This is a genomic window from Eggerthella timonensis, from assembly GCF_900184265.1.
Lineage (GTDB): Bacteria > Actinomycetota > Coriobacteriia > Coriobacteriales > Eggerthellaceae > Eggerthella > Eggerthella timonensis.
Genome location: NZ_FXXA01000002.1, coordinates 2,258,441 through 2,278,669, shown reverse-complemented (window position 1 = coordinate 2,278,669; position 20,229 = coordinate 2,258,441). Strand labels below are relative to the sequence as shown.

The 20,229-nt window shown below is 69.3% G+C and carries 16 protein-coding genes; 4 read left to right on the top strand and 12 right to left on the bottom strand.

Annotation, left to right across the window (positions count from 1 at the left end; translation table 11 throughout):
• Nucleotides 1-146 precede the first annotated feature (146 nt).
• Nucleotides 147-1,082, top strand: a complete 936-nt coding sequence (locus C1A15_RS09460; RefSeq protein ID WP_101722328.1) for a MarR family winged helix-turn-helix transcriptional regulator — start codon at nt 147-149, stop codon at nt 1,080-1,082.
• 348 nt (nt 1,083-1,430) lie between these two features.
• On the opposite strand, the gene C1A15_RS09450 is transcribed toward C1A15_RS09460, so the two are convergent.
• The 4 genes from C1A15_RS09450 to C1A15_RS09435 are packed head-to-tail and all read right to left on the bottom strand — an operon-like array spanning nt 1,431 to nt 5,214.
• Nucleotides 1,431-2,156, bottom strand: coding sequence for a hypothetical protein (locus C1A15_RS09450; protein ID WP_101722327.1), 726 nt, complete (start codon nt 2,154-2,156; stop codon nt 1,431-1,433).
• Nucleotide 2,157: 1 nt separating this feature from the next.
• Complete coding sequence (locus C1A15_RS09445) at nt 2,158-4,017, bottom strand: FAD-dependent oxidoreductase (RefSeq protein ID WP_101722326.1); 1,860 nt, start codon at nt 4,015-4,017, stop codon at nt 2,158-2,160.
• On the bottom strand, nt 4,014-4,511 hold the full coding sequence (locus C1A15_RS09440) for an FMN-binding protein (RefSeq protein WP_101722325.1): 498 nt from the start codon (nt 4,509-4,511) through the stop codon (nt 4,014-4,016). Before C1A15_RS09440 ends, C1A15_RS09445 begins: the two co-directional genes overlap by 4 nt.
• 19 nt (nt 4,512-4,530) lie before the next feature.
• Nucleotides 4,531-5,214, bottom strand: coding sequence for a cytochrome c3 family protein (locus C1A15_RS09435; protein WP_245864989.1), 684 nt, complete (start codon nt 5,212-5,214; stop codon nt 4,531-4,533).
• Between the two features lie 272 nt (nt 5,215-5,486).
• On the opposite strand from C1A15_RS09435, the gene C1A15_RS09430 reads away from it, so the two are divergent.
• The 3 genes from C1A15_RS09430 (at nt 5,487) to C1A15_RS09420 (ending at nt 10,001) form a co-directional block, all read left to right on the top strand.
• Nucleotides 5,487-6,110 (top strand): TetR/AcrR family transcriptional regulator, encoded by a 624-nt coding sequence (locus C1A15_RS09430; protein ID WP_101722324.1) that lies wholly within the window; start codon nt 5,487-5,489, stop codon nt 6,108-6,110.
• Nucleotides 6,111-6,219: 109 nt separating this feature from the next.
• Nucleotides 6,220-7,218 (top strand): DUF5692 family protein, encoded by a 999-nt coding sequence (locus tag C1A15_RS09425; protein ID WP_101722323.1) that lies wholly within the window; start codon nt 6,220-6,222, stop codon nt 7,216-7,218.
• A 440-nt stretch (nt 7,219-7,658) separates the two neighbouring features.
• Nucleotides 7,659-10,001 (top strand): cation:proton antiporter, encoded by a 2,343-nt coding sequence (locus C1A15_RS09420; protein WP_101722322.1) that lies wholly within the window; start codon nt 7,659-7,661, stop codon nt 9,999-10,001.
• A gap of 91 nt (nt 10,002-10,092) precedes the next feature.
• Here C1A15_RS09420 and C1A15_RS09415 read toward each other — a convergent pair whose 3' ends face one another.
• From C1A15_RS09415 to C1A15_RS09380, 8 genes are all read right to left on the bottom strand, one after another.
• Nucleotides 10,093-10,602, bottom strand: coding sequence for a rhodanese-like domain-containing protein (locus tag C1A15_RS09415; protein WP_219618188.1), 510 nt, complete (start codon nt 10,600-10,602; stop codon nt 10,093-10,095).
• Entirely contained in the window at nt 10,595-11,767 is a 1,173-nt protein-coding gene (locus C1A15_RS09410) for an XdhC family protein (RefSeq protein WP_180953055.1), read from the bottom strand. Before C1A15_RS09410 ends, C1A15_RS09415 begins: the two co-directional genes overlap by 8 nt.
• Before the next feature lie 73 nt (nt 11,768-11,840).
• The gene (locus tag C1A15_RS09405; RefSeq protein WP_101722320.1) at nt 11,841-12,341 is read right to left on the bottom strand and encodes a hypothetical protein; all 501 of its coding nucleotides are present in this window, start codon (nt 12,339-12,341) and stop codon (nt 11,841-11,843) included.
• 27 nt (nt 12,342-12,368) lie between these two features.
• Nucleotides 12,369-13,442 carry a hypothetical protein gene (locus tag C1A15_RS09400; RefSeq protein WP_101722319.1) on the bottom strand — a complete coding sequence of 358 codons (1,074 nt, stop codon included), beginning with the start codon at nt 13,440-13,442 and terminating at the stop codon, nt 12,369-12,371.
• Nucleotides 13,443-13,466: 24 nt separating this feature from the next.
• On the bottom strand, nt 13,467-14,405 hold the full coding sequence (locus C1A15_RS09395) for an FAD binding domain-containing protein (protein WP_101722318.1): 939 nt from the start codon (nt 14,403-14,405) through the stop codon (nt 13,467-13,469).
• Between the two features lie 13 nt (nt 14,406-14,418).
• Nucleotides 14,419-16,716 carry a xanthine dehydrogenase family protein molybdopterin-binding subunit gene (locus C1A15_RS09390; RefSeq protein WP_101722317.1) on the bottom strand — a complete coding sequence of 766 codons (2,298 nt, stop codon included), beginning with the start codon at nt 16,714-16,716 and terminating at the stop codon, nt 14,419-14,421.
• Entirely contained in the window at nt 16,716-17,453 is a 738-nt protein-coding gene (locus C1A15_RS09385) for a (2Fe-2S)-binding protein (protein WP_146001840.1), read from the bottom strand. Before C1A15_RS09385 ends, C1A15_RS09390 begins: the two co-directional genes overlap by 1 nt.
• A gap of 163 nt (nt 17,454-17,616) precedes the next feature.
• Complete coding sequence (locus tag C1A15_RS09380) at nt 17,617-20,226, bottom strand: helix-turn-helix transcriptional regulator (RefSeq protein ID WP_101722315.1); 2,610 nt, start codon at nt 20,224-20,226, stop codon at nt 17,617-17,619.
• Nucleotides 20,227-20,229 lie beyond the last annotated feature (3 nt).

Sequence of the window (20,229 nt, the reverse complement as noted above, 5' to 3'; positions counted from 1 at the left end):
GCTCGGACGCATGCGCGCTCATCCCACTTCGCCGTCGGCGACGGCGAAGTGGCGCTCTGATGGGTTTCCCCCGAACCGCTCATGCTCGCGCTACAATATCGTTTCACTGATGAACGAATTGCGGAGCGCGCGAAGGAGGCTGAGGCATGGACGGGATCGGAACCGAGCGCGACCTCTCTCTCGACTCGACGTTCTTCGTCGCGTTCGACCTCACCCATCGCGCGCTCAAAAGCGGGCTGGCGCAGGCGAGCGACCTCAACACGACCCAGTACCGCATGCTCGTGAAGCTGCTGGCCGCGCGCCCCGAGGGGGTGGCGCAGTCGAATCTCGGCAAGCTGCTCGACCTCAAGCCCAACGTGGTGACTCAGGCGATGAACGCGCTCGTCGTCGCCGGGCTGGCCGTGCGCAGCGGCGACGGCGCGGACGCTCGCGTGCGCACCGCGCGTATCTCCGAAGCGGGCGTGCGCCATGTGGCCGAGGTCAACGCGGCCATCGTCGAGCGCCTCTACGCCCTGTTCCCCACCGAGGACGCCGCGTACCGCGACATCCTCGAGGCGTCCATCGCCGCCGGCGCCAGCATCGACCCGCCGCTGTCCGGCGACGCGTCGTCGCCCTACGCGGCCTCGCGCGCGCTCGTGTCGCTCGAGCTCGTGAAGCGCGGGATGGAGGACGCCCTGCGCGCCTCGTGCGGCGCGTCGCTGGGCGAGTGCCGCGTGCTCCAGCGCCTCGGCGAGGTGGGCGAGCCGCTGCGCATCGGCGACGTGGCCACCCAGCTGCAGATGACGCCCGTCGCCGTGGCGCGCGCGGCGGACCGCCTCGTTGAGCAGGGCTGGGCGCAGCGGCTGGCCAGCCCGCACGACCGCAAGGCCGTCTTCTTGGCCGCCACGCCGCGCGGCGAGCGGCAGCAGAGGGTCATCGCGCGCACCATCGACCTGCTGGCGCGCACCCAGCTGTGGAGCCGTCTGGACGACCGCCAGCGCCGCGCGCTCGCCCGTGCCTGGCGCGTCGTCATCGCCGACGTCCAAGCCCGCAAGGAGGCCGAGCGCAAAGCCGCCCTCGGCCAGCTGCAGCCCAGGGAGTGAGGCGAGCCCGACCGCGAGCGCGGACCGGCGAGGCCGTCGGCTCGCGGCGAGTTTTGGCACGTCCGAGCCGATATGGCTATCCCCAAACGCGAACTATCAAGAGGTGCAGGTTTCCGACCAGGCGTTATAAACGAAGGAGCCGGGGGCATCGCTCCCGGCTCCGAGAAAACCTAGCCAAAACGGCTCGAACGTGCCAAAGTTTGCGCAGCACGCAGCACGCAGCACGCAGCACGCAGCACGCAGCACGCAGCACGCAGCACGCAGCACGACCAGCGCGACCAACGCGGCTGCAGGGCGCAGGATCGCGGCCGCACGCCTTCGGTCCCCGCCCCCCGCGCCCCGAGCAGCCTACGCGCGGGCCTTCTTCACAAGCGCGCCCATCCCGAACATGATGGCCAGGTTCACGACGACGTCGGCGGCGAACCAGCCGCCGACGGCGGACAGGCTGATCGACGCCGCATTGAGGGCCGAGAACGTGCCCACGGTGAGCGCCATGACCACGAGCCCGCACGCGAAGGCCGCGAGCACCAGGTTCCAGCCCGCGCGCTTCTCGTCGCGCGCCCGCGCGAGGCACGCGCACACCGTCATGGACGCCGCGCCCAGAAGCGTGCCGAGGAACGCCGCGAACCCGATGAGCGCGATTGCGAGCACCGGCGCGCTCGGCAGCTTCGAGCTCATGGACGCCACCTGCACGGCCGACAGGATCCCGCTCACGGTGACCAGCAGGCACACGATGGCCGCGAGCGCCGTCGCCCAGCCCCACAGAAACGCCGTCGCGGGCCTGCCGGCGCCGTCGTCGCGGCGCGCGAACAAGAGGCCGTACAGCGCGACGCCCGCCGTGGACACGACCATCGCGAGCGACGCCGCGTACATGAACGCCACGAGCGCCGAGCCGGTGAGGATGGAGCACACGACGTCCAAGATGGGCACGTCGGCCGCCGAGATGTAGTCGTAGGAAAGCGTTCCGGTCAGATCCATCGCGGCCAGCCCGATGCGGCCCACCACCGCCACCGCGAGCGCGATCAGGAACAGTATCGCGTAGGGGCGGGCCATGCCCTTCAAACGCTGCATCATGCTACTCCCCTCCCTTCATCTCGTTGGCAACCGCGTACGTGCCGCACAGGTACCCGCCGCAGAACGCCAGGCTCACGTCGCCCAAGAGCGAGCCCAGGATGGGATCGCCGATGTAGCTGTTCTCGCCGCACGCGCCGCCGGCCGTGTGCCAGCCGGCGTACAGGCCGGGGATCACGGTGCCCTTCGTCGAGATCACCTGCATCTCGTCGTTGATCATGAGGCCCGCCTTCGTGCCGTACAGGTTGCCGCCGATGCGGCAGCCGAAAAACGGCGGGTCCTTGATGGCGTGCAGCCATTCGGGCGGCATGGGGTACATATAGTCGTCCTCGCCGCGCTCGCACGCCTCGTTCCACCTCTCCACGGCCTCGACGAGCACGCCGGGGGCGAACCCGAGGTCGCGCTCCAGCTCTTCGAGCGTGTCGCGCTTCTTCAGCACGTCTGCCTCGATGGCGTCCTCGACGCCGTGGTGCCAGTCGCGGTAGTGCTCGGGCACCTTGTCGATCTGCTCGAGGTCCGGCGTGATGAGCTTGCGGCAGTGCTCCTGCGCGAACCCCGCCAGATGGTCCTCGTAGTGCGCGTCGAAGACGATGTAGGAGCGGTGCCCCGGCGGGGTCATCTGGATGGTGGCCAGATCGCCCAGCGCGTAGATGGCGTTCGCGCCGTCCTCGCCCACGCGGCTGTCCATGTAGCGCAGGCGGTTGCCGCAGCGGTCGACGGTGAACCACGGCTGGCGCGACAGCTGCGTCATGCCGTCGTAGAGGAAGCGCGCCCACTGGCCGCCCTCGGCCTCCCAATCGACGCCGCCGTCGAAGCTGGCCGAGCTGTTGAAGCCCGACACGTCGGCGTTCACGCCCAGGCCCATGCGGAAGCACTCGCCGGTCTCGCCCGCCGTGAGGTAGCTCGAAGCGCAGCCCATGGCCGCCGTGGGGATGTAGCGCTGCAAGAGCGCCTTGTTGTTGCAGAACCCGCCCGCCGTGAGGATGACGGCGCGCTCGGCGTGGATGTACTTCTCCTCGCCGTAACCCTCGCGCACCACCACGCCCACGATCCTCCCGTCGCCGTCCTGCACGAGCGCCTCGGCCGGGCTCTGGAAGAGGTACTGCACGCCGTGCTTCTGGCCGAAGCTGAACATGGCGTCGGTGGCGTCCTTCATCTTCAGCACGTGGTGGTCGAGCGTCGAGTTCTTCGGCGCCACGTACACCGGCACCTCGCCCAAGCGCCAGCGCACGCCGCAGTCGCCCATCCAGTCGATGCACGTGCCGCCCGCCTCGGCGATGCGGTAGATGAGGTGCGGGTCGGCCGCGTAGTGGTACTCGTCGATGGCCCAGTCGGCCAGCTTGCGCGCGTCGAACGGGTAGGACGGGAACGCGAAGCGCTTCGACTCCTGCAGCTTCGAGCCGCCGAGGATGGCGCACATGCCGGCCTCCTGGGCGTTGCCGCCGTGCAGGCCCATGGCCTCCACGCAGATGGTCCGCGCGCCCTGCTCGGCCGCGCGCGCCGCCGCGTTCAGCCCGCCGCCGCCTGCGCCCACCACGCAGATGTCGCATTCGTAGTCCCACGACGCGGGGATCGCGCGCGGGGGAATGGGGCTCGCGTCGTCGGCCGGGAAGGCCGCGCCGTTATGCTCGCGGTACGTGCCGTCCGACCACGAGGCGTTCGTGGCGGCGCTGTCGGGCACGGCCGCGTCCTTCGAGCCGTCGGCGGCCCAATCGCCGATCGCGCCCTCCTGCACGGCGTATGCGGCGCCCGGCATCGCCGCCGCGGCGGCCGCGGCGCCCATCGCCGCGCCCGCCTTCGTCAAGAAGTCGCGCCGGGACAGCGCCGCGTGCGCGCGTCCCCGCTCAGGTGCCTGCTCCGTCATCGGGACCCCTCCTCATCCTGCGTTGCGCCCGCGGCTTCCGCCTGCGAAAGCGCGTCCTCCACCGCCTGCTTGACGCCCGCCGTCGTGATGGTGGCGCCGCTCACCGCGTCGATGTCGGCGCCCTGCGCGGCCTCGATCATGGCCGCGAATCTGCCGTCGCGGATGGCCTCGTAGCCGCCGCGGCTCTGGCTCTCGCCCTCCTGAGTGGTTTCCAAACAGGCGATGCGGTTGTCCTGCACGAGCAGCGTGACGGTGATGGGGCCTTCCATCCCCTTGCCCGTGCCCGTGTACACGCCGTCGGCGAGGTTGCCCTCGGCCTTCGCGGCCGGGTCCGCCCGCACCTCCTGCGCCCACGGGTCGTCCAGGCGCAGGGCCAGCTGCTCGGCGCTCGCCGCGTCCTTCGACCCCGATCCCTCGAACCCCGCGCCGCAGCCCGACATGCCCGCCGCGAGCACGGCGGCCCCGCATACGGCCGCTGCCGTCTTCTTCTTCATCGCTCCTCCTTCTCGCGCCCTACCGGGGGCTTTCCCAGCCGTCGGGCAGCTTGTAGTCGTGGCAGGCGTTGCAGTACATATACGACGAGCCGTGCGCGGCGTGGCAGTTGCTGCAGTCGATGGCCTCGCCCTGGTGCGACGCGTGCGGGTTCACGCCCGCCTCGCCGCCCCAATCCTCGGTGGCCGCCTTCACGTCCTCCCAGTCGTGGCAGCCGCCCGTGGCGCACATCTTCTTGTCGGCCGTCACGCCCTGCACGGTCAAATGTCCCGTCTCGTCGGTGGCGAAGTCTCCGCGCATCCAGGCCAGCCCCTCGGCCACCTGCTCCTCGATTTTCGCCTCGTGGCATTCCAGGCACGCGACGTCGGCGCGCTCGTGCGCGTTCGCCATGAGCGTCGCGTCGTCGAAGTAGCCCTCCACGTAGGCGTCCATCGGATCGTGGCAGATGGCGCTGCAGAAGCTCGGCTGCTCGTGCCACGTCCAGAACCCGGCTCCCGCCACGAGCACCACCGCGGCCGCGACGCCGACGACGATCGGCCAGCGCCTCCGCTTCCGGCTCCGCTTGCCCGTCGGCCCTCCGTCGGCGCGCGGCGCGTCCGCGTCGGACCCGCGTTCCCCGGCGGCGCGCATCCCGTTCGCGGCGGCCCCGTGCGCTCCCGCGTCCGGCTCAGCCTCGTGCGGCTCCGTTCCCGTCTTCCTCTCCATGCGTCTCCCTCCTCCGTTCTCCGTCTTTACTTCACTTCTGTTTCTTTTTTATTTCATTGTTGAACTTTCTGCGCATGCTAGCATCTTGAGCGGCGAAGAGAAAGCCGCTTTTGACACCGCCTGACGTTCCGTCAACATATGCGCGGCTCCCCGCCCCGCATCGCCCCCATCCTCCGTTGACGGAATGTCGAAAGTGTCTATTGACGCTCTGTCAACGAGGGGCGTATGCTGCGCTCATCAGGGGATCGAAGGCAAGCGGCAAGGAGGGCAGCATGGAAACCGCAAGCGACCGGGCGCGCAACGCGGCATCGGCCGAACGGCGCGCCGACATCGTGGCCGCCGCCCGCGAGCTGTACGAGGAGCAGGGGCTGTCGAAGACGTCCGTGCAGGACATCACCAACCGCGTCGGCGTGACGCGCTCGCTGTTCTACCATTACTTCCCCGACAAGGACGCCGTCACCTCGGCGGTGCTCGACGACTACGTGGCCGACTTCATCGAGGCCACGCACTACTGGAACGCGCAGCGCCATCCGGGCGATATCGAGAGCGCCCTCACGAGCGTCGTGAAGCTCATGCGCCTCGGCGTGTTCGAGCACGACGCGTTCCGCCGCTCGCTCGCCTCGCGCGAGAACGCGGCGCTCTACATCGACTTCGTGAACCGCGTGGCCGACCGCATCGCCACCTACATCGTGGACACCACCGTGCGCGACTACGGCGCGCTGCACGAGATCCGCATCGAGCACGTCTACGAGACGTTCTACGTGCTCATCCTGGGGATCGTGGGCTACCTGCGCATGCACCCGGACGCCGACGACGAGGTTCTCAAGGACATCATCGCCCAAACGCTGCACATGGACCGCGGCCCGGGCAGGAAAAACGCCCCCGAGGGCGGCTAGGATTCGCGCGGGCAAGGCTCGCGTACGACGGCGTCAATCATCTCATCTGCGGAAAGAGCAGGCCGGAAGGCGGCCTGTGCGAAGCATACGCTACGTAAGGAGGGTTTTCATGTTGTTCCAAGTCTACGGGGAGAACGCCCTGTACCAGTGGCTCGGCTGGGCCATCGTGTTCATCGGGTTGATCCTGGTGAACGAGATCGCGCGCCGCACGAAGGCGGGCGGCGTGTTCTGCTTCATCGTGCTGCCCATCGCGCTGACGGTGTATTTCGTGGCCATCTCGGTGGGCGCGGGCATGGGGGCGGAGTGGGCGCTCACGAACCCCACGCACGTGCACATGAACAGCTGGTTCCACTACGCGAAGCTCTACGCGGCCACCATCGGCTGCATCGGCTTCATGGCCATCAAGTACTCGTGGGGTAAGATCGGCAAGGCGCACTGGTTCAAGTGCTTCCCGTTCGTCATCGTGGCCATCAACATCCTCATCGCCGTGGTCAGCGACTTCGAGAGCGCCATCCGCGCCTGGGGCACCACCTGGGTGTCCACCGAGGGCATCACGCTGTACGGCGGCTGGCACAACGTGTTCAACGGCCTGGCCGGCATCATCAACATCGCATGCATGACCGGCTGGTTCGGCATCTACATCTCCAAGAAGCGCCAGGACATGCTGTGGCCCGACATGACCTGGGTGTTCATCATCGCCTACGACCTGTGGAACTTCTGCTACACGTACAACTGCCTGCCCACCCACGCGTGGTACTGCGGCTTGGCCCTGCTTTTGGCCCCCACCGTTGCGGCGTTCTTCTGGAACAAGGGCGGCTGGATCCAGAACCGCGCGTTCACGCTGGCCTTCTGGTGCATGTTCGCGCAGGTGTTCCCCGCGTTCCAGGACTACAGCGTGTTCAGCGTGCAGTCGGTGAACAACCCGAACGTGAACCTGGCCGTGTCCGTCATCGCGCTGCTGGCCAACATCGCCGCGTTCGCCTACATCATGTACCGCGCCAGGAAGCTCAAGGTGAACCCGTACATGAACGAGGTGTTCGTGGGCACGAAGGACTACGACAAGGCCATGGCGCGTCGCGCCACCCCCGCGGAGCTGGCCGAGAGCTAGGGACTCGTCCGCAACCCGCACGCACCGCGCTTCTTCGAACGGCCCGCTTCGGCGGGCCGTTTCCGGCTCTGGCACAGAATCGCCGATATGAACGATTTTGGGAGGCGGTTTCGCGTATGATCCGATAAAACCCCAGGTCGCTGTTTTCACAGACCCTCGAAAATCGTTCATATCGGCGATTCTGTGCCACGCGGATCGGCGTCGTCCCTGAGGCGCGCGGCGTTGCGGAGGGGGGTCATGCGCTTCGCCGACCGCGTTGCGCACGCATCCTCCGCAACGCCGCGCGCCAAGGGAGAGCGTCGCAGGCCCCTGCCCGCGCCCGAGGGAGACGCGCCGCGGAAACCGACCTCTCCCCGTGCGATCCGCCGCACGTGGAAGACGGGGCTCCTGCTACAATAGAATGTTGTGCAAACCGTATGCCGTTCTGCGAAAAGGAAGCCATGCAGTCAATTCCCCAGCTCGTCAGCGACCTCGCCCTGCTGCTCGCCGTGGCGGCCGTCGCCACCATCGTCTGCAAGCGCTTCAAGCAGCCGCTCGTGCTGGGCTACGTGGTGGCCGGGTTCCTCGTGAGCCCCGCCATCGGCTGGATCCCCAACATCGTGGAGACGGCCGACGTGTCGACCTGGTCGCAGATCGGCGTGATCTTCCTCATGTTCGGCCTGGGGCTGCAGTTCAGCGTGGTGAAGCTGACCACCGTGGGGCGCTCGGCGCTCGTGACGGCGGCCTTCGAGATGTCGCTGATGATCGCCGCCGGGTTCGCCTGCGGCACGCTGCTGGGCTGGTCGACGTCCACGAGCCTGTTCCTCGGCGGGATGCTGGCCATCTCGTCGTCGAGCATCATCGTGAAGACGTTCGGCGAGCTGGGACTGCGCACCAAGGCCTTCGCGCAGCTCGTGTTCGGCGTGCTGGTCATCGAGGACATCGCGGGCGTGTTCTTGCTCGTGGTGCTGTCCACGGTGGCGGTGAGCGCGTCGGTGGACGGTGGCGCGGTGGCGGTGCACATCGGGCGCATGGCGCTGTACCTCGTGGTGTGGTTCGCGCTCAGCGTCATCCTCGTGCCGAGCGCGCTCAAGCGTCTGCGCTCCGAGCTCAACGACGAGATCCTGCTCATCGCGTCCATCGCGCTGTGCCTCGGCATGGTGGTGCTGGCCGACGCCATCGGGTTCTCCTCGGCCCTCGGCGCGTTTCTGGCCGGGTCCATCCTTGCCGGCACCGTGCAGGCCAGGCGCGTCGAGGCGCTGTTCAAGCCCATCAAGGACCTGTTCGGCGCCGTGTTCTTCGTGTCGGTCGGCATGCTGGTCACGCCCTCGGCCGTCGTGGACAACCTCGGCGCCATCGTCGTCATCTCGGCGGTGGCCCTCGTCGGGCGCTCGCTGTTCTGCGGGCTGGGCGCCCTGCTGTCGGGCGCGACGCTGAAGACCTCGGTGATGAGCGGGCTCAGCCTGGCGCAGATCGGGGAGTTCTCGTTCATCATCGCCTCGCTGGGTTCGGCGGCAGGGGTCACGCCGAGCTTCCTCTACCCCGTCATCGTCACCGTTTCGGTGGTGACGACGCTCGCCTCGCCCTTCCTCGTGAAGAACTCCGAGCGCGTCTACCTCCTGCTCGTGCGCATCCTGCCCGACCGGCTGTTCGCGCTGCGCCGCAAGCACCTGAGGCGCGCGCAGGACGACGAGGGCGAGCCGAACCTGTGGGTTGACTACCTCAAGCGCTGGGCCCTCAAGCTGGGGCTCGTGGTGCTGGCCGGCATCGCCTCGGTGGAAGTGCTCATGAAGGTGGCGCTTCCGCTGCTGTCGGGCTACGTGGACGAGGCCGTGCTGAACCCGCTGCTGGCCGGCGCGGGCATCTTCGTGACGGGGCTGTTCCTGTCGAACCTCTTCTACACGGGGCGCAAGAACGAGTTCGGGGTGCTGTGGATGAAGAGCCGTCGCAACCACGTGCCGCTGGCCGCGCTCATGCTGGCCGGCGCCGCGGCCTCCTGCGGCGTGGTGGCCTACATCGTGCATGCGGCCGGCGCGCGCCAGTCGGTGTGGATGTTCGCGCTGGCGGCGATGTGCTCGCTTCTGCTCGCGCGCTCGCGCACGCTGCACTCGTGGTTCCTCAAGCTGGAGACGAGCTTCGTGGGCAACCTCAACGAATCCATCCTGGCCGAGCGCTTGGCGAACATCGACGAGGAGGAGCGCGCCCATTGGGTGGAGGAGCGTTTGTACGTGGTGGAGGTTGAGGCGTCCCGTACGCTGCGGCGGCTGGGCTCCGAGCGGTCGAGCGACTTCCTGTTCGGCATCGCGCACAACCTGGACCTCATGGCCATCGAGCGCGACGGCGAGCGCATCGGCTCGCAGGCTCTCGCGCGGCTGACCAAGGAGGAGCTGACGCGGCGCATCAACGACCCGTCCGATGCGCTCGGCATCCGCGAGGGCGACGTGCTGACGTTCCTCGGCACCGAGGACGAGGTGGACGCCTACCTGCAAACCCTGCTCAAGGAGGACTCCATCGACGAGGCCGACGCCGTGAGCGTCGCGTTCGACGAGTACGCGGCCTCCCATCCCGACAAGCTCGATCTCGCGTGCGTGCCGCTTTCCGTGGAAGCAGGATCGCCGTTCGTCGGCAAGACCATCGCAGCCGTGGATTTCAAGGGAGCGTTCGGCTGCCTCGTGGTGGCGCACGAGCACGAGAAGCTGCTCAAGATGAAGCCGAGCCGCAACACGCGCCTGTTCCCCGACGACCGCATCTGGCTCGTGGGCGAGACGGCGGCCGCGCGCGCCCTGGCTGAGCCGGCGGAGTGAGACAAAGGGACGGGGTAATTGTCTCATTCTGCAGCACGTCGCGGCCCTCTCGGAGCATGCGGGAATGAGACAATTACCCCGTCCCTTTGTCTCACTCCGGCACCGGCTTCGTCTTGCCGCACACCACCTTCACGCCCACGGGGAGATCGTCGTTGACCACGGTGCCCGCGTCCTCGCCATCCTCGGCGTCGACGGTGGCGTACGGCCACGACTCGATGCCGCCGAAGTCGCGCACCTGGGTGTAGCCGAGCTCGGCCAGCTTGGCGCTCGCCTCGGCCGAGCGCACGCCGGTGCGGCAGTACACGAGCACGAGCGCGTCCTTGTCGGGAGCGACGGCCGCAGCCGCCGCCTCGTCGACGGAGTCGAGCGGCAGCAGGCGCGCGTTCACGATGTGCGACGCGTCGTACTCCTCCTGCGTACGCACGTCGAGCACGGCCACGCGGTCCGACGTCATGAGGCCGTGCGCCTCCGCCGCGGTGACGACCTGCACGGCCGGCGCCGCCTCGCCCTCGCCCGCATCCGCAGCGCAACCGGCCAGTGCGAGCGCTCCCGTCAGCGCGAACGCCGCCGCACACGCCGCGGCCGCCGCCCGGCTACGCACCGGCGCGCTCCGCCTCGGCGCGGCGCGCGGAGGCGAGCATCGTGGACATCGGGAAGGCCGCTCCGTGGCGCACGGCCGTGATCTCGGCCATCACCGACAGCGCGATCTCGGCCGGCTCGCGGCCTTTGAGGTCGAGCCCGATGGGCCCGTACACGCGGCCGATGGCCTCGTCGTCGTAGCCCTCGCATACGAGCTGGCGGTAGCGCGCGAGCTGCGTGGTGTAGCGCCCGAGCGAGCCGATGTAGAACGCCGGCGAATCGAGCGCGACCGCCAGCGCGGGCACGTCGATCTTCGGGTCGTGCGTGAGCGCGCACAGCGCCGTCGACGCGGTGAGGCGCAGCGTTTTGAACGCCTCCTGAGGCCAGGCGTGGACGAGCTCGTCGACGAAGGGAAACCGCTCCTCGGTGGCTAACGCACCGCGCGGGTCGATGACGACGGTGCGATAGCCCAGCATCTTCGCCATGCGCGTCAGATGGATGGAGATGTGCACGCTGCCCACGCACACGAGCTGGGGCTGCGGGTTCGTGCGCGCGAAGAAGAACGTGCCGGCACCCGTCCGCACGAGCCCCGCGCCCTCCGTCGGCGCGCAGGCGCATACGCCCTGGGCCGCCTCTGCGAGCACGGCGCGCCCGAGGCGCTCCTCCGCATCGCGCGGCGCGACCACCCGCCATCCTTCGCAGCCCGGCGCCGCGAAGGCGCGCAGGCCCACGCGCCCTTCCGCCGCGGCCGCATCGGGCGACACGAGCAGGAAGCTCGCGCCCGCGCCGTCCCCGTCCGCCGGCTCGACGAGGCTCGCACGCACGTACGGGCGCTCCGCGTCGAGCTCGGCGCATTCCGCCTCGAACAGCGCCCGGTCGAGGCGCGCCACGAGCACCTCGATGTTGCCGCCGCACGACAGCCCCACCTCTTGGGCGCGCGCAGTCGAAGCATGGAAGCGCTCGAGGCTGGCATCGCGCACGCCCTCGAGGCAGTCGAGCGCCGCCTGGATGACGCTGCCTTCGATGCAGCCGCCCGACACCGACCCGGCGATGCCGCCGCGATCGCTCACCGCCATCACCGACCCCGGCACGCGCGGCGAGGACCCCCAGGTCTTCGTCACCTGGGCCAGCGCGACGTCGCGCCCCGCCTCGAACCATCGGTCCACGTCGTAGCGTATCTCGCGCATGACGACCCCTTTCTCCTCGTCGGGCGCCGCCGCGGGCCAACCGTCTCCCGCGGCGGCGCGAAGCCCAACCCCCTTACCGCTCGGCGTGGCAGGAGGCGCATTCCTCGTTCGCCAGGTTCTGGCCCGCATGGCTCGACGGCTGCTGCGCGGCGGCGCTCGAGCCGTCATGGCAGCTCAGGCAGTCCGACCCGTTGTCGTCGTGGCCCATGGCGGGCGGCTCGCCCGCCATGCCGTAGTTCGGCACGTAGTCGCCGTCGCTCGCCTCCACGATGCCCTCGAGCGGCTCGAGGTTCTGCGACGTCACCGCGCCCACGCTGCCGCCGGCGATGCGCTCCTGCTGCAGCTCTTCCTCCTCGGAGCCCTCGATGGCCTTGCCGCTCGTGTTCTCGGCCTCCACTGCGGGGTCGAAGGGCTTGTACTCCCCTTCCACCGCCGTGTCGTTCGTGGCCGGCGCGCCGTTCGAGGCGTCCTCGCCCGCACCCTGCGGGGCGCAGCCGACCGCCGCGAGCGCCAACACGAGCGCGCAGGCAAGCGCCCCGAGGCGCGCGGCCCGGTACTCTCTCGTTGCTTTCATGGTTCCTCCGTTTCTAGCGGGTCTTCATCAGTCGTTCAATGTCCTCGCGATGTCCGCGAGCTTCTCCTCGTCGAACCCCACCGTACGCCGCTGCACGGGCGCCACAGCCTCGTCGTCCAGCAGCCCGGGCGCGAACTCCCCGGAGGCGTCGAACGTGATCACCTGCACGGGCCGTCGCGAGCGCGCGGCGTTGATGCGCTCGACGAACGCGCTCACGTACGCGGGATAGCTCATGTCGTGCGGCTCGAGCACCTCGCACATGAGGTCGATGGGCGTCTGCACGCGCTTCTGCCGATCGACCGTCACGGTCACGTCGTCCACGCTGCCCAGGCGGTACAGCAGCAGCACGCGATGGCCCATGAGCCCAACGGTGTTGCCGCCGGCCGAGCTGTCGCGTCGCCGCTCGATGCGCACGCCGTAGTAGTCCAGCTCGCGGGCCGCCTCGCTCTTCATGGCGAACACGCGCCCGTCGGCCGTCTCGAACACCGCTTCGGGGATCCGCCGCTCAGGCGACGTCACCTGGGAGGACGCCCACACCTCGTCCGTGCGCACGGCACGCACCTCCTCGGTGTCCGACGACAGCGCCGCGTAGAACCTCGTCGGCTCGAGCGCCGCCACCACGCCGAGGTAGGCCCACGCCTCGTAGGCGTTGCGCAGCAGCGACGAGCAGAACGGCGGCAGCGCGCGACGCGCGGCCGCCTCCAGCTCCTCGGGCGACGACCCCTGCCCTACCGCGTCGAGCACGAGCGCGAACGCCGGCTTGGCGAGCGTCTTGTCCGCATCGGACATGAGGCTCTCCAGCGTGGGCGCAAGGTGGAACGCGGCGAGCCCGCTTCGGTCGAGCACCCGCCCGCGCATCGCGGCGCAGCGCCGCGCGGCCTCGCGCACGCGCTCGGCCTCGGGCCCCAGCACCTCCTCCGTCAAGCCCCGCTGCACCTGCTCCACCAGATCGTAGAACTCGGGCCGCGCCTCGGGCGGCACCGTCAGGCTCCTCGGAGCCAGCCGGATGCCCTCGTGCGCCGCCGCGTAGTCCCGCAGCCGCCCGTAGGCGTCGCTCCACTCGCGCTCCGACGCGCGGACGCCGCCGTTGCCTTCGTCCATATCGCACCTCCCGTCGCGCATCGCCTAGACGATGTCCATGAGCGTGCGCTTCACCAGCGTGCGCGCGATCTCCACCTTGTAGGCGTTCTTGCCGAGCGGCTTGCACGCCGCCACTGCGGCGTCGCCCGCCTGCGCGGCCGCCTGCTCGCTCACGCCGTCGGCCACCGCGGCCTCGGCCTCGGACGAGCGCACGGGAGCCGGGTACACGCCGCCCAGCACCACGCGCACCGTACCGTCCCCGCCCTGCGCCACCGCGCAGTTCACGACGGGAAAGTCGATGGACTTGCGCAGCGCGAACTTCTGGAACGCGCTCTTGGCCGCCTTCGGCACCTTGAACTCGGTGACCACTTCGCCGTCCTCCAGCACGTTCGAGCGCGCGCCGTTGGCCTTGAAAAACTCCTCGGCAGGCACCTCGCGCTTCGTGGTGACCACGGTGGCCCCCAGCGCCACGAGCGCCGGCGCCGTATCGTGCGAGCTAGCCGCGTAGCAGCCGTCCTGGTCGCCGAAGATGGAGTGGTAGCGGTTGTCGCCCACGCGCGCCGGGCACCAGTCGCCGCCCTTGCGCTTGCAGTGGAAGCGGTCGTCGGGCGTGCGGAAGTACCAGCAGCGGTGCATCTGGCACGCGTTGCCTCCGATGGTGCCCATGTGGCGGATGGTGGGCGACGCGGCGCGGGCGCAAGCCTCGGCCAAGGCCGCGCAGCCGTTCTTCACCGCGTCGCTGTCGGCCACGTCGGCCAGCTTCGCCAGCGCGCCGATGCGCACCGCGTCGCCGTCCTCGGCGATGCCGTCCATGTCGGGGATCGTCTTGAGGTCGATCACCGTGTCGGGGTACGTCGGCAGGATCTCGTCCTTCAACGTGCCCAAGAGGTCGGTGCCGCCCGCGATGAGCGCGGCCGTGCCCGACGCGGCGCTCGACGCCGCCTCCTTGGCCGAGGCGGCCTGCTGATGCTTGTAGTGTTTCATAGGTGCTCCTCCTCTACTGCTCGATCTTCCCGAGCACGGCCAGCACCTTGTCGGGCGTGTAGGGAACCATGTCGATGAAGTCTCCGCCGGTGGCGTTCTGGATGGCCTGGCCCACGAGGCCCGGGTTCGCGTGCGCGTGCGCCACGCCGGTGGAGCCGTACGCACCGCCGCCGCAGCGGGTTTCCACGGGCACGGGCTCGATCTTGGGCTGGTCGAGGATGGTGGGCACCTTGTAGTCGTACATGTTGCCGTTCAGCAGCACGCCGGTGGCCTCGTCCCAGATCAGCTCCTCGCGCAGCGCGCGGCCCGAGTTCATGGTGATGGCGTTCTCGATCTGGCCGAGCGCCGACGAGGGCCGGATGACCTTGCCGAAGTCGTGCGCCACCACGTAGTCGAGGATCTCCACGAGGCCCGTTTCGGGATCGACGGCCACCTCGCACATGTCCACGTTCATCGTGCGGATGACGTCGGTCTGGAACGGCACCTTGGGCTTGCCGCAGTACCCCACGGCCAGCTGGCCCATCCCCACGATGGGCATCTGCTTGGTCGGGTCGGCCTTGAGGGTGATGAGCGAGTCGACGAGGTCCACCTCGTCGGCCGTCACGCCCATGGCCGCCGCGCCCGTGGCCAGGATCTGCTGCTTCAGCAGCACGGCCGCCTCCTTCGCCGCCCACGTGCACGTGGATCCGCGATCGGCCGCGTCGCCCTCCTGCCAGTTGTTGTAGTTCGGGGAATAGTAGACGATGACGTCTTCCAGCTTGCATCCCAGTTCTTCGGCGATGACCAGCTGCACCGCGTCGGGCCAGTACGTGCCGATGAGGGCTTCTGCATAGGGCATGTAGATCTTGCCGTCCACGCCCATGCGCAGGTTGATGTTGTAGGAGATCATGCCCCAGGTCTGCGAGGCGGCGTAGCGGCACGACACGCCGTGCAGGCGGCCGTCCTCAAGCGTGCGCTCGCCGGCGAGGTGCCACTTGCCCGCCCAGTCGAAGGCCTCGCGCGCCGCGTCCATGCAGGCGGTGAGCGACGGGTCGGTCACGCGCACGTTCTTCATGATGACGTCGCTCACGTCCATGCCCAGCACGTCGGCCATCTTGGCGAACGCGAGGTTCACCGGCTCGTACATGGGCTGGCCCGGATCGGCCGTGGTGCAGGCGCCGTTCGTCACGTAGTAGGCCATCTCCGAGTACACGTTGGGGCTGACCGTCTGCTTGAAGCCCTGCGCGTTCGGCGGCAGCACGAGGTGCCCGTGCGTCTTGTCGCCGTAGCCGCCGCGGGCGCCCGTCTGATGCACGTTCTCCGACTGCACCGCCACGAGCGTGCCGTCGTCCTTGAAGCCGATGCGCACGGTGAGGTAGGTCTGGGGCACCGCCGCGTCGAACGACTCGCGCCGCGACTGCACGTAGCGAACGGGCGTGCCGCCCAAGCGCTTGGACAGCACCGGCGCGAACTGCGCGCCGCGCTTCTCCACGAAGTCGCAGTAGCGCGCCGCCATGTAGGGCGACAGCGCGCGGTACTTGTCGGCGTGCGAGCCGGCGCCCATGAACGCCGACACGATGGGGCCGTTCGAGGGGAAGTGCGCGTGGTTCGTCACGTAGCACATCTTCTCGCCGTCGGGGTTGCCCCACGGGTCGTCCGCCCAGTAGGAGAAGTACGCCGGCGGCATGGGGCGGAACTGGCTCCACATGGGGCGGCCGTAGTCGACGACCTCGATGTGGTCGGCCTCCTTGAACCCGTCCTCCACGCAGCCCTGCTCCCACTCCACGGCGGCGCCGAACGTGTTGCCGGTCATGTTGGAGTCGGGGTTCATCTCGGGACGCAGGATGGGCGCGCCGGGCTTGGCCGCCTCGCGCGCGTCGAGGATGAACGGCAGCACCTCCCACTCCACCTTGATGGCGGCAAGGGCCTGCTTGCACACCTCCTCGTTCACGGCCACCACGACGGCGCCCACCTCGTCGCCCTCGAACTCGGCCTCGTCGCCCAGAAGCGGGCTGCCGCCGAACTCGAAGTACGCCGGACGGTACTTCGGCATGCTGGCCAGCTCCTCGTCCTCGTAGGTGAGCACGAGCTTGACGCCCTCGATCTTCTCGGCTTCGGCGATGTCGAGGCTCTTGATCTTCGCGTGGCCGTAGGGGCACCTCAGCGCCATCGCGGTCAGCGTGCCCTCCATCCACAGGTCGGTGGGGTACTTGGCCGCGCCCGACACCATGTCCCACGACTGGCGGCCCGGATGGTCCCACGTGCCCACCACCTTGAAGTCGGCGCGGTCCTGGTTGGTGCCCTCGGGCTCCCACACGCTCGTCTCGCCCATCAGTTGCCTCCTTCGATCGCGGCGGCCGCTTCCTGGATCGCCTGCACGTGGCGCGAGTACGTGCCGCAGCGGCAGATGTTGCCCGCCAGCTCGGCGCGGATCTGCTCGTCGGTGGGCGCGCCGTACTTCTCGATGATGTACTTCGCCACGGTGAACTGGCCGGGCGTGCAGTAGCCGCACTGGGCGGCGTCGTGCTTGGCGTACGCCTCCACGAGCGGGCGCCACTTCGCGTCGGCGGCGATGCCCTCCGACGTCTCGATGCGCTTGCCCTCGCACTCCACCGCAAGCGTCGTGCAGGACAGCGCGGGCACGCCGTCGACGAGCACCGTGCACGAGCCGCAGGCACCGCGATCGCACATCTGCTTGGCGTTGCCGGTCAGGCCCACGGCCTTCAGCAGCGTCTCGCGCAACGTCCAGTGGGGTTCCACCTGCACCTTGACGTCCGTCCCGTTGATGGACAGCGCCGCGCACGTCGGCACGGCCGCCTGAGGGTGGGTCTCCTCGAAATGCTTCACGAGGGCGTCGTAGTCGGCGGTCTTCTGCCCGCACAGCGGGCAGGTGTACACGAAATCGGTGACGGTGATCGCCTCGGCGTGAGCCTCGGCCGGAGTTCCCAGGATCGAGCCGATCCCGAGTCCCGCCGCCCCCGCCGCGAAGCCGGCGAACCCGCCGACCTTGAGAAAGTCACGGCGCGACACGTCGTTGCCCATGAGCCTCTCCTCCTTCTGTCGTTTCATACGTCCCTTGCATCCGGACGTGCGAGCGCATACCCTCCCCTCCTGCACGCCGGGTCTTCCAACGAGGTATATCGGGGGGGGGGGAGTCGAGGCCGAGGGGACCGCGCGAGGTGCCGCCGAGCCGGGGGGCAGGCGCCCCCGGCGGCGCGCGGCGGCGAGGAGGCTAGATGACGCCGGCGTCGCGCAGGAGGGCGACCGCCTGCATCTTGGAGTGCACGCCCAGCTTGCCGTAGATGTTCGCCAGGTGCTTCTTCACCGTCTCGCGCGAGACGAACAGCTCGTCCGCCGCCTGGGCGATGGTCAGCCCCGCGGCGATGCAGCGCATCACGTCCGCCTCGCGCTCGGTGAGGCGCGAGGCCTCGCCCGCGTCGACGTCGGCGTCGAGCAGGCCGCGCACGTAGCCCGCGAGCGCGGCGTCCTCGGTCTGCGCGAGGAAGCGCTGCGCAGCCGGGCGCAGAAACGCGATGTTCTCGGCAAGCGCGCTGTCGAGCTTCGAGTCGCGGGCATGGCGCGCAGCGCGCTCGAAGTAGGCGTCCGCACGGCCGAGGCGCGCCACCTTCTCCGAGAACGCGCAGGCCACGGCCGAGGCGCGCACGAACACCGAACGGTCCTCCGCCTCCGTCGCATCGGCGAACGCGCACGCGTCCTCGTAGCGCGCCACCGCGTCCAGGCAGTACGCCAGCATGGCGCGGAACACGCCCGTGGTGCGGTTCTCGAACGGGGACGACGCCTCCTCGAGGGCACGCGTGCGGAACGCCCGGCACCAGTCGCTCGCCATGGCGAACGAAGGAGCCGCAAGGATCGCCCCTTCCTCGTCCATCGCCATCGCCGCGAAGAACCCCTCGCGCGCGCCCGGGACGCCCGTGCGGTAGCGGATCTTCGCCAAGAGCAGCGCCTCCTCGGCGGCGCTGCCCGGCACGACGCCCTCCGAGGACACCACCAGGTACGTCTCGTGCTCGCGCAGGGCCCGCTCGAGGTCGCCCTCCTCGTAGGAGCACAGCATGACGGACAGGTAGGCGTAGCCCAGCATGGGCTTGAAGCGCCGCTCCTGCTCAGGGTACAGCGCGAGCGCGCGATCGGCGTAGTGGCGCGCCTCCTGCACGTGGCCGAGGTTCGCGCAGATGCGCGACAGGTTGCAGAAAGCCGAGCTCGACAGGCACTTGTTGCCGTAGTCCAGCTGCATGGCCAGCGATTTCGCGAACGCCGCCTTCGCGCCCAGCAGGTCGAATGCCGCGCTGGACGACGCCTCCACCTGCAGCATCATGCTGCGCAGGTAGAACTCGTCGGCCGGCAGGTACTTCAGCGCCTGCGTCGCGAACTGGCGCATATGCCCCCAATCGTTCTTAAACGACGCTACGAACGCCTTCTGCACGAGGCATAGCGCGAACAGGAAGTCCTCGTCGTCGTGCAGGCGCGCGATGGCGTTCTCCAAGCAGGCGTTGGCGCGCTCGGATTCGCCCTTCAGCGCGAACGGCATGGCCAGCACCGCGCACAGAAGCGGGCTCGCCATGATCTCGGCCTCGGGAAGGAACGACGCCCAGCGCAGCACGGTGTAGTGGCTGTCGCTCATGTACAGCCGCTTCCAGTTGTCGACGATGATCTGTCGCACGCGCCCGAAGTCCTCCTGATCGGCCGCCACCTCCACCGCCGAGTCGAAGTAGCCGTGCTCCTCGAGCCACGCGCACGCGGCGGCTCCCAGCGAGCCGGGGTCGAGGTCGTCCATGCGGTCGAGGCGCTGGTGGAGCAGGTCGGCCAGCAGCGGGTGGTAGCGGTACCAGTCCTCGCCCTCCTTGCGTTCGAACCGTTCGATGAACAGGCCGTTGCGCACGAGGTAGTCCACCTGACCGGCCGCCTCCTCGCGCGACAGGCCCGTGATGCGCTCGGCCAGGGGCAGGCAGAACGACCCCACCACCGACGTGGCCGCGAGGAACCGCCGCCGCTCGGCGGGCAGCACGCTGAACACCTCCTCGAACAGGTAGTCGTTGATGCTGACGCGAGCGCAGGCCAGGGCCTCGTCCACCTGCGTCCGCGACCCGTCGCCGCACAGCAGCGCCACGAGCCGGATGCCCGTTGCCCAGCCGGCCGTCGCCTCGTGCACGGCGCTCGCCTGCTCGGCCCCCAGGCGCATGCCCATGCCCGCGAGCAGCGCGCCCGTCTCGTCGGCGGACAGGCGCAGGTCGGCCTCGCCCACCTCGTTGAGCGCGCCCTCCACGCGCATCTTGGCGGTGGGGAACCTGAGCGCCTGGCGCGAGGTCACCACGAAGTGCGCGTTCGGCGGCAGGTGCTTCAGCAGGTAGTGCACGCTCTCGTGGACTCCTGCGTCCTCGTGCACCTCGTGGAAGTCCTCGAGTACGCACACGAAATCGCGCCCGTACTCGGCCATCTGGATGATGAGCGCGTCCAGCGCGGGGCGCAGCTTCGAGAAGTCGTCGGGCAGGCGCACGTCGTCGAACGACTGGCAGATGCGCTCGTCGGCGCGGCGCAGCGCGGTGACGAGGTAGAGCCAGAAGCGGTCGAGCGCGGCATCCTCGGCGTCGAGCAGGTACCAGGCGCACGGCACGCCGTCCAGCGTGCGCAGCCACGACACCACCGCCGTGGTCTTGCCGAACCCCGCAGGCGACACCACCGCGGTCAGCGGGCACGAGATCGCCGCCGCGAGCTTCTCGGTGACCGCCGGGCGCTCCACCACGTGGGCTGCCCGCGACGGGACGATGATCTTCGACGGCAGCAGTACGATGTCGCGCATGCCGTCGGCCGGCTCGCTCTCGCCCATGTT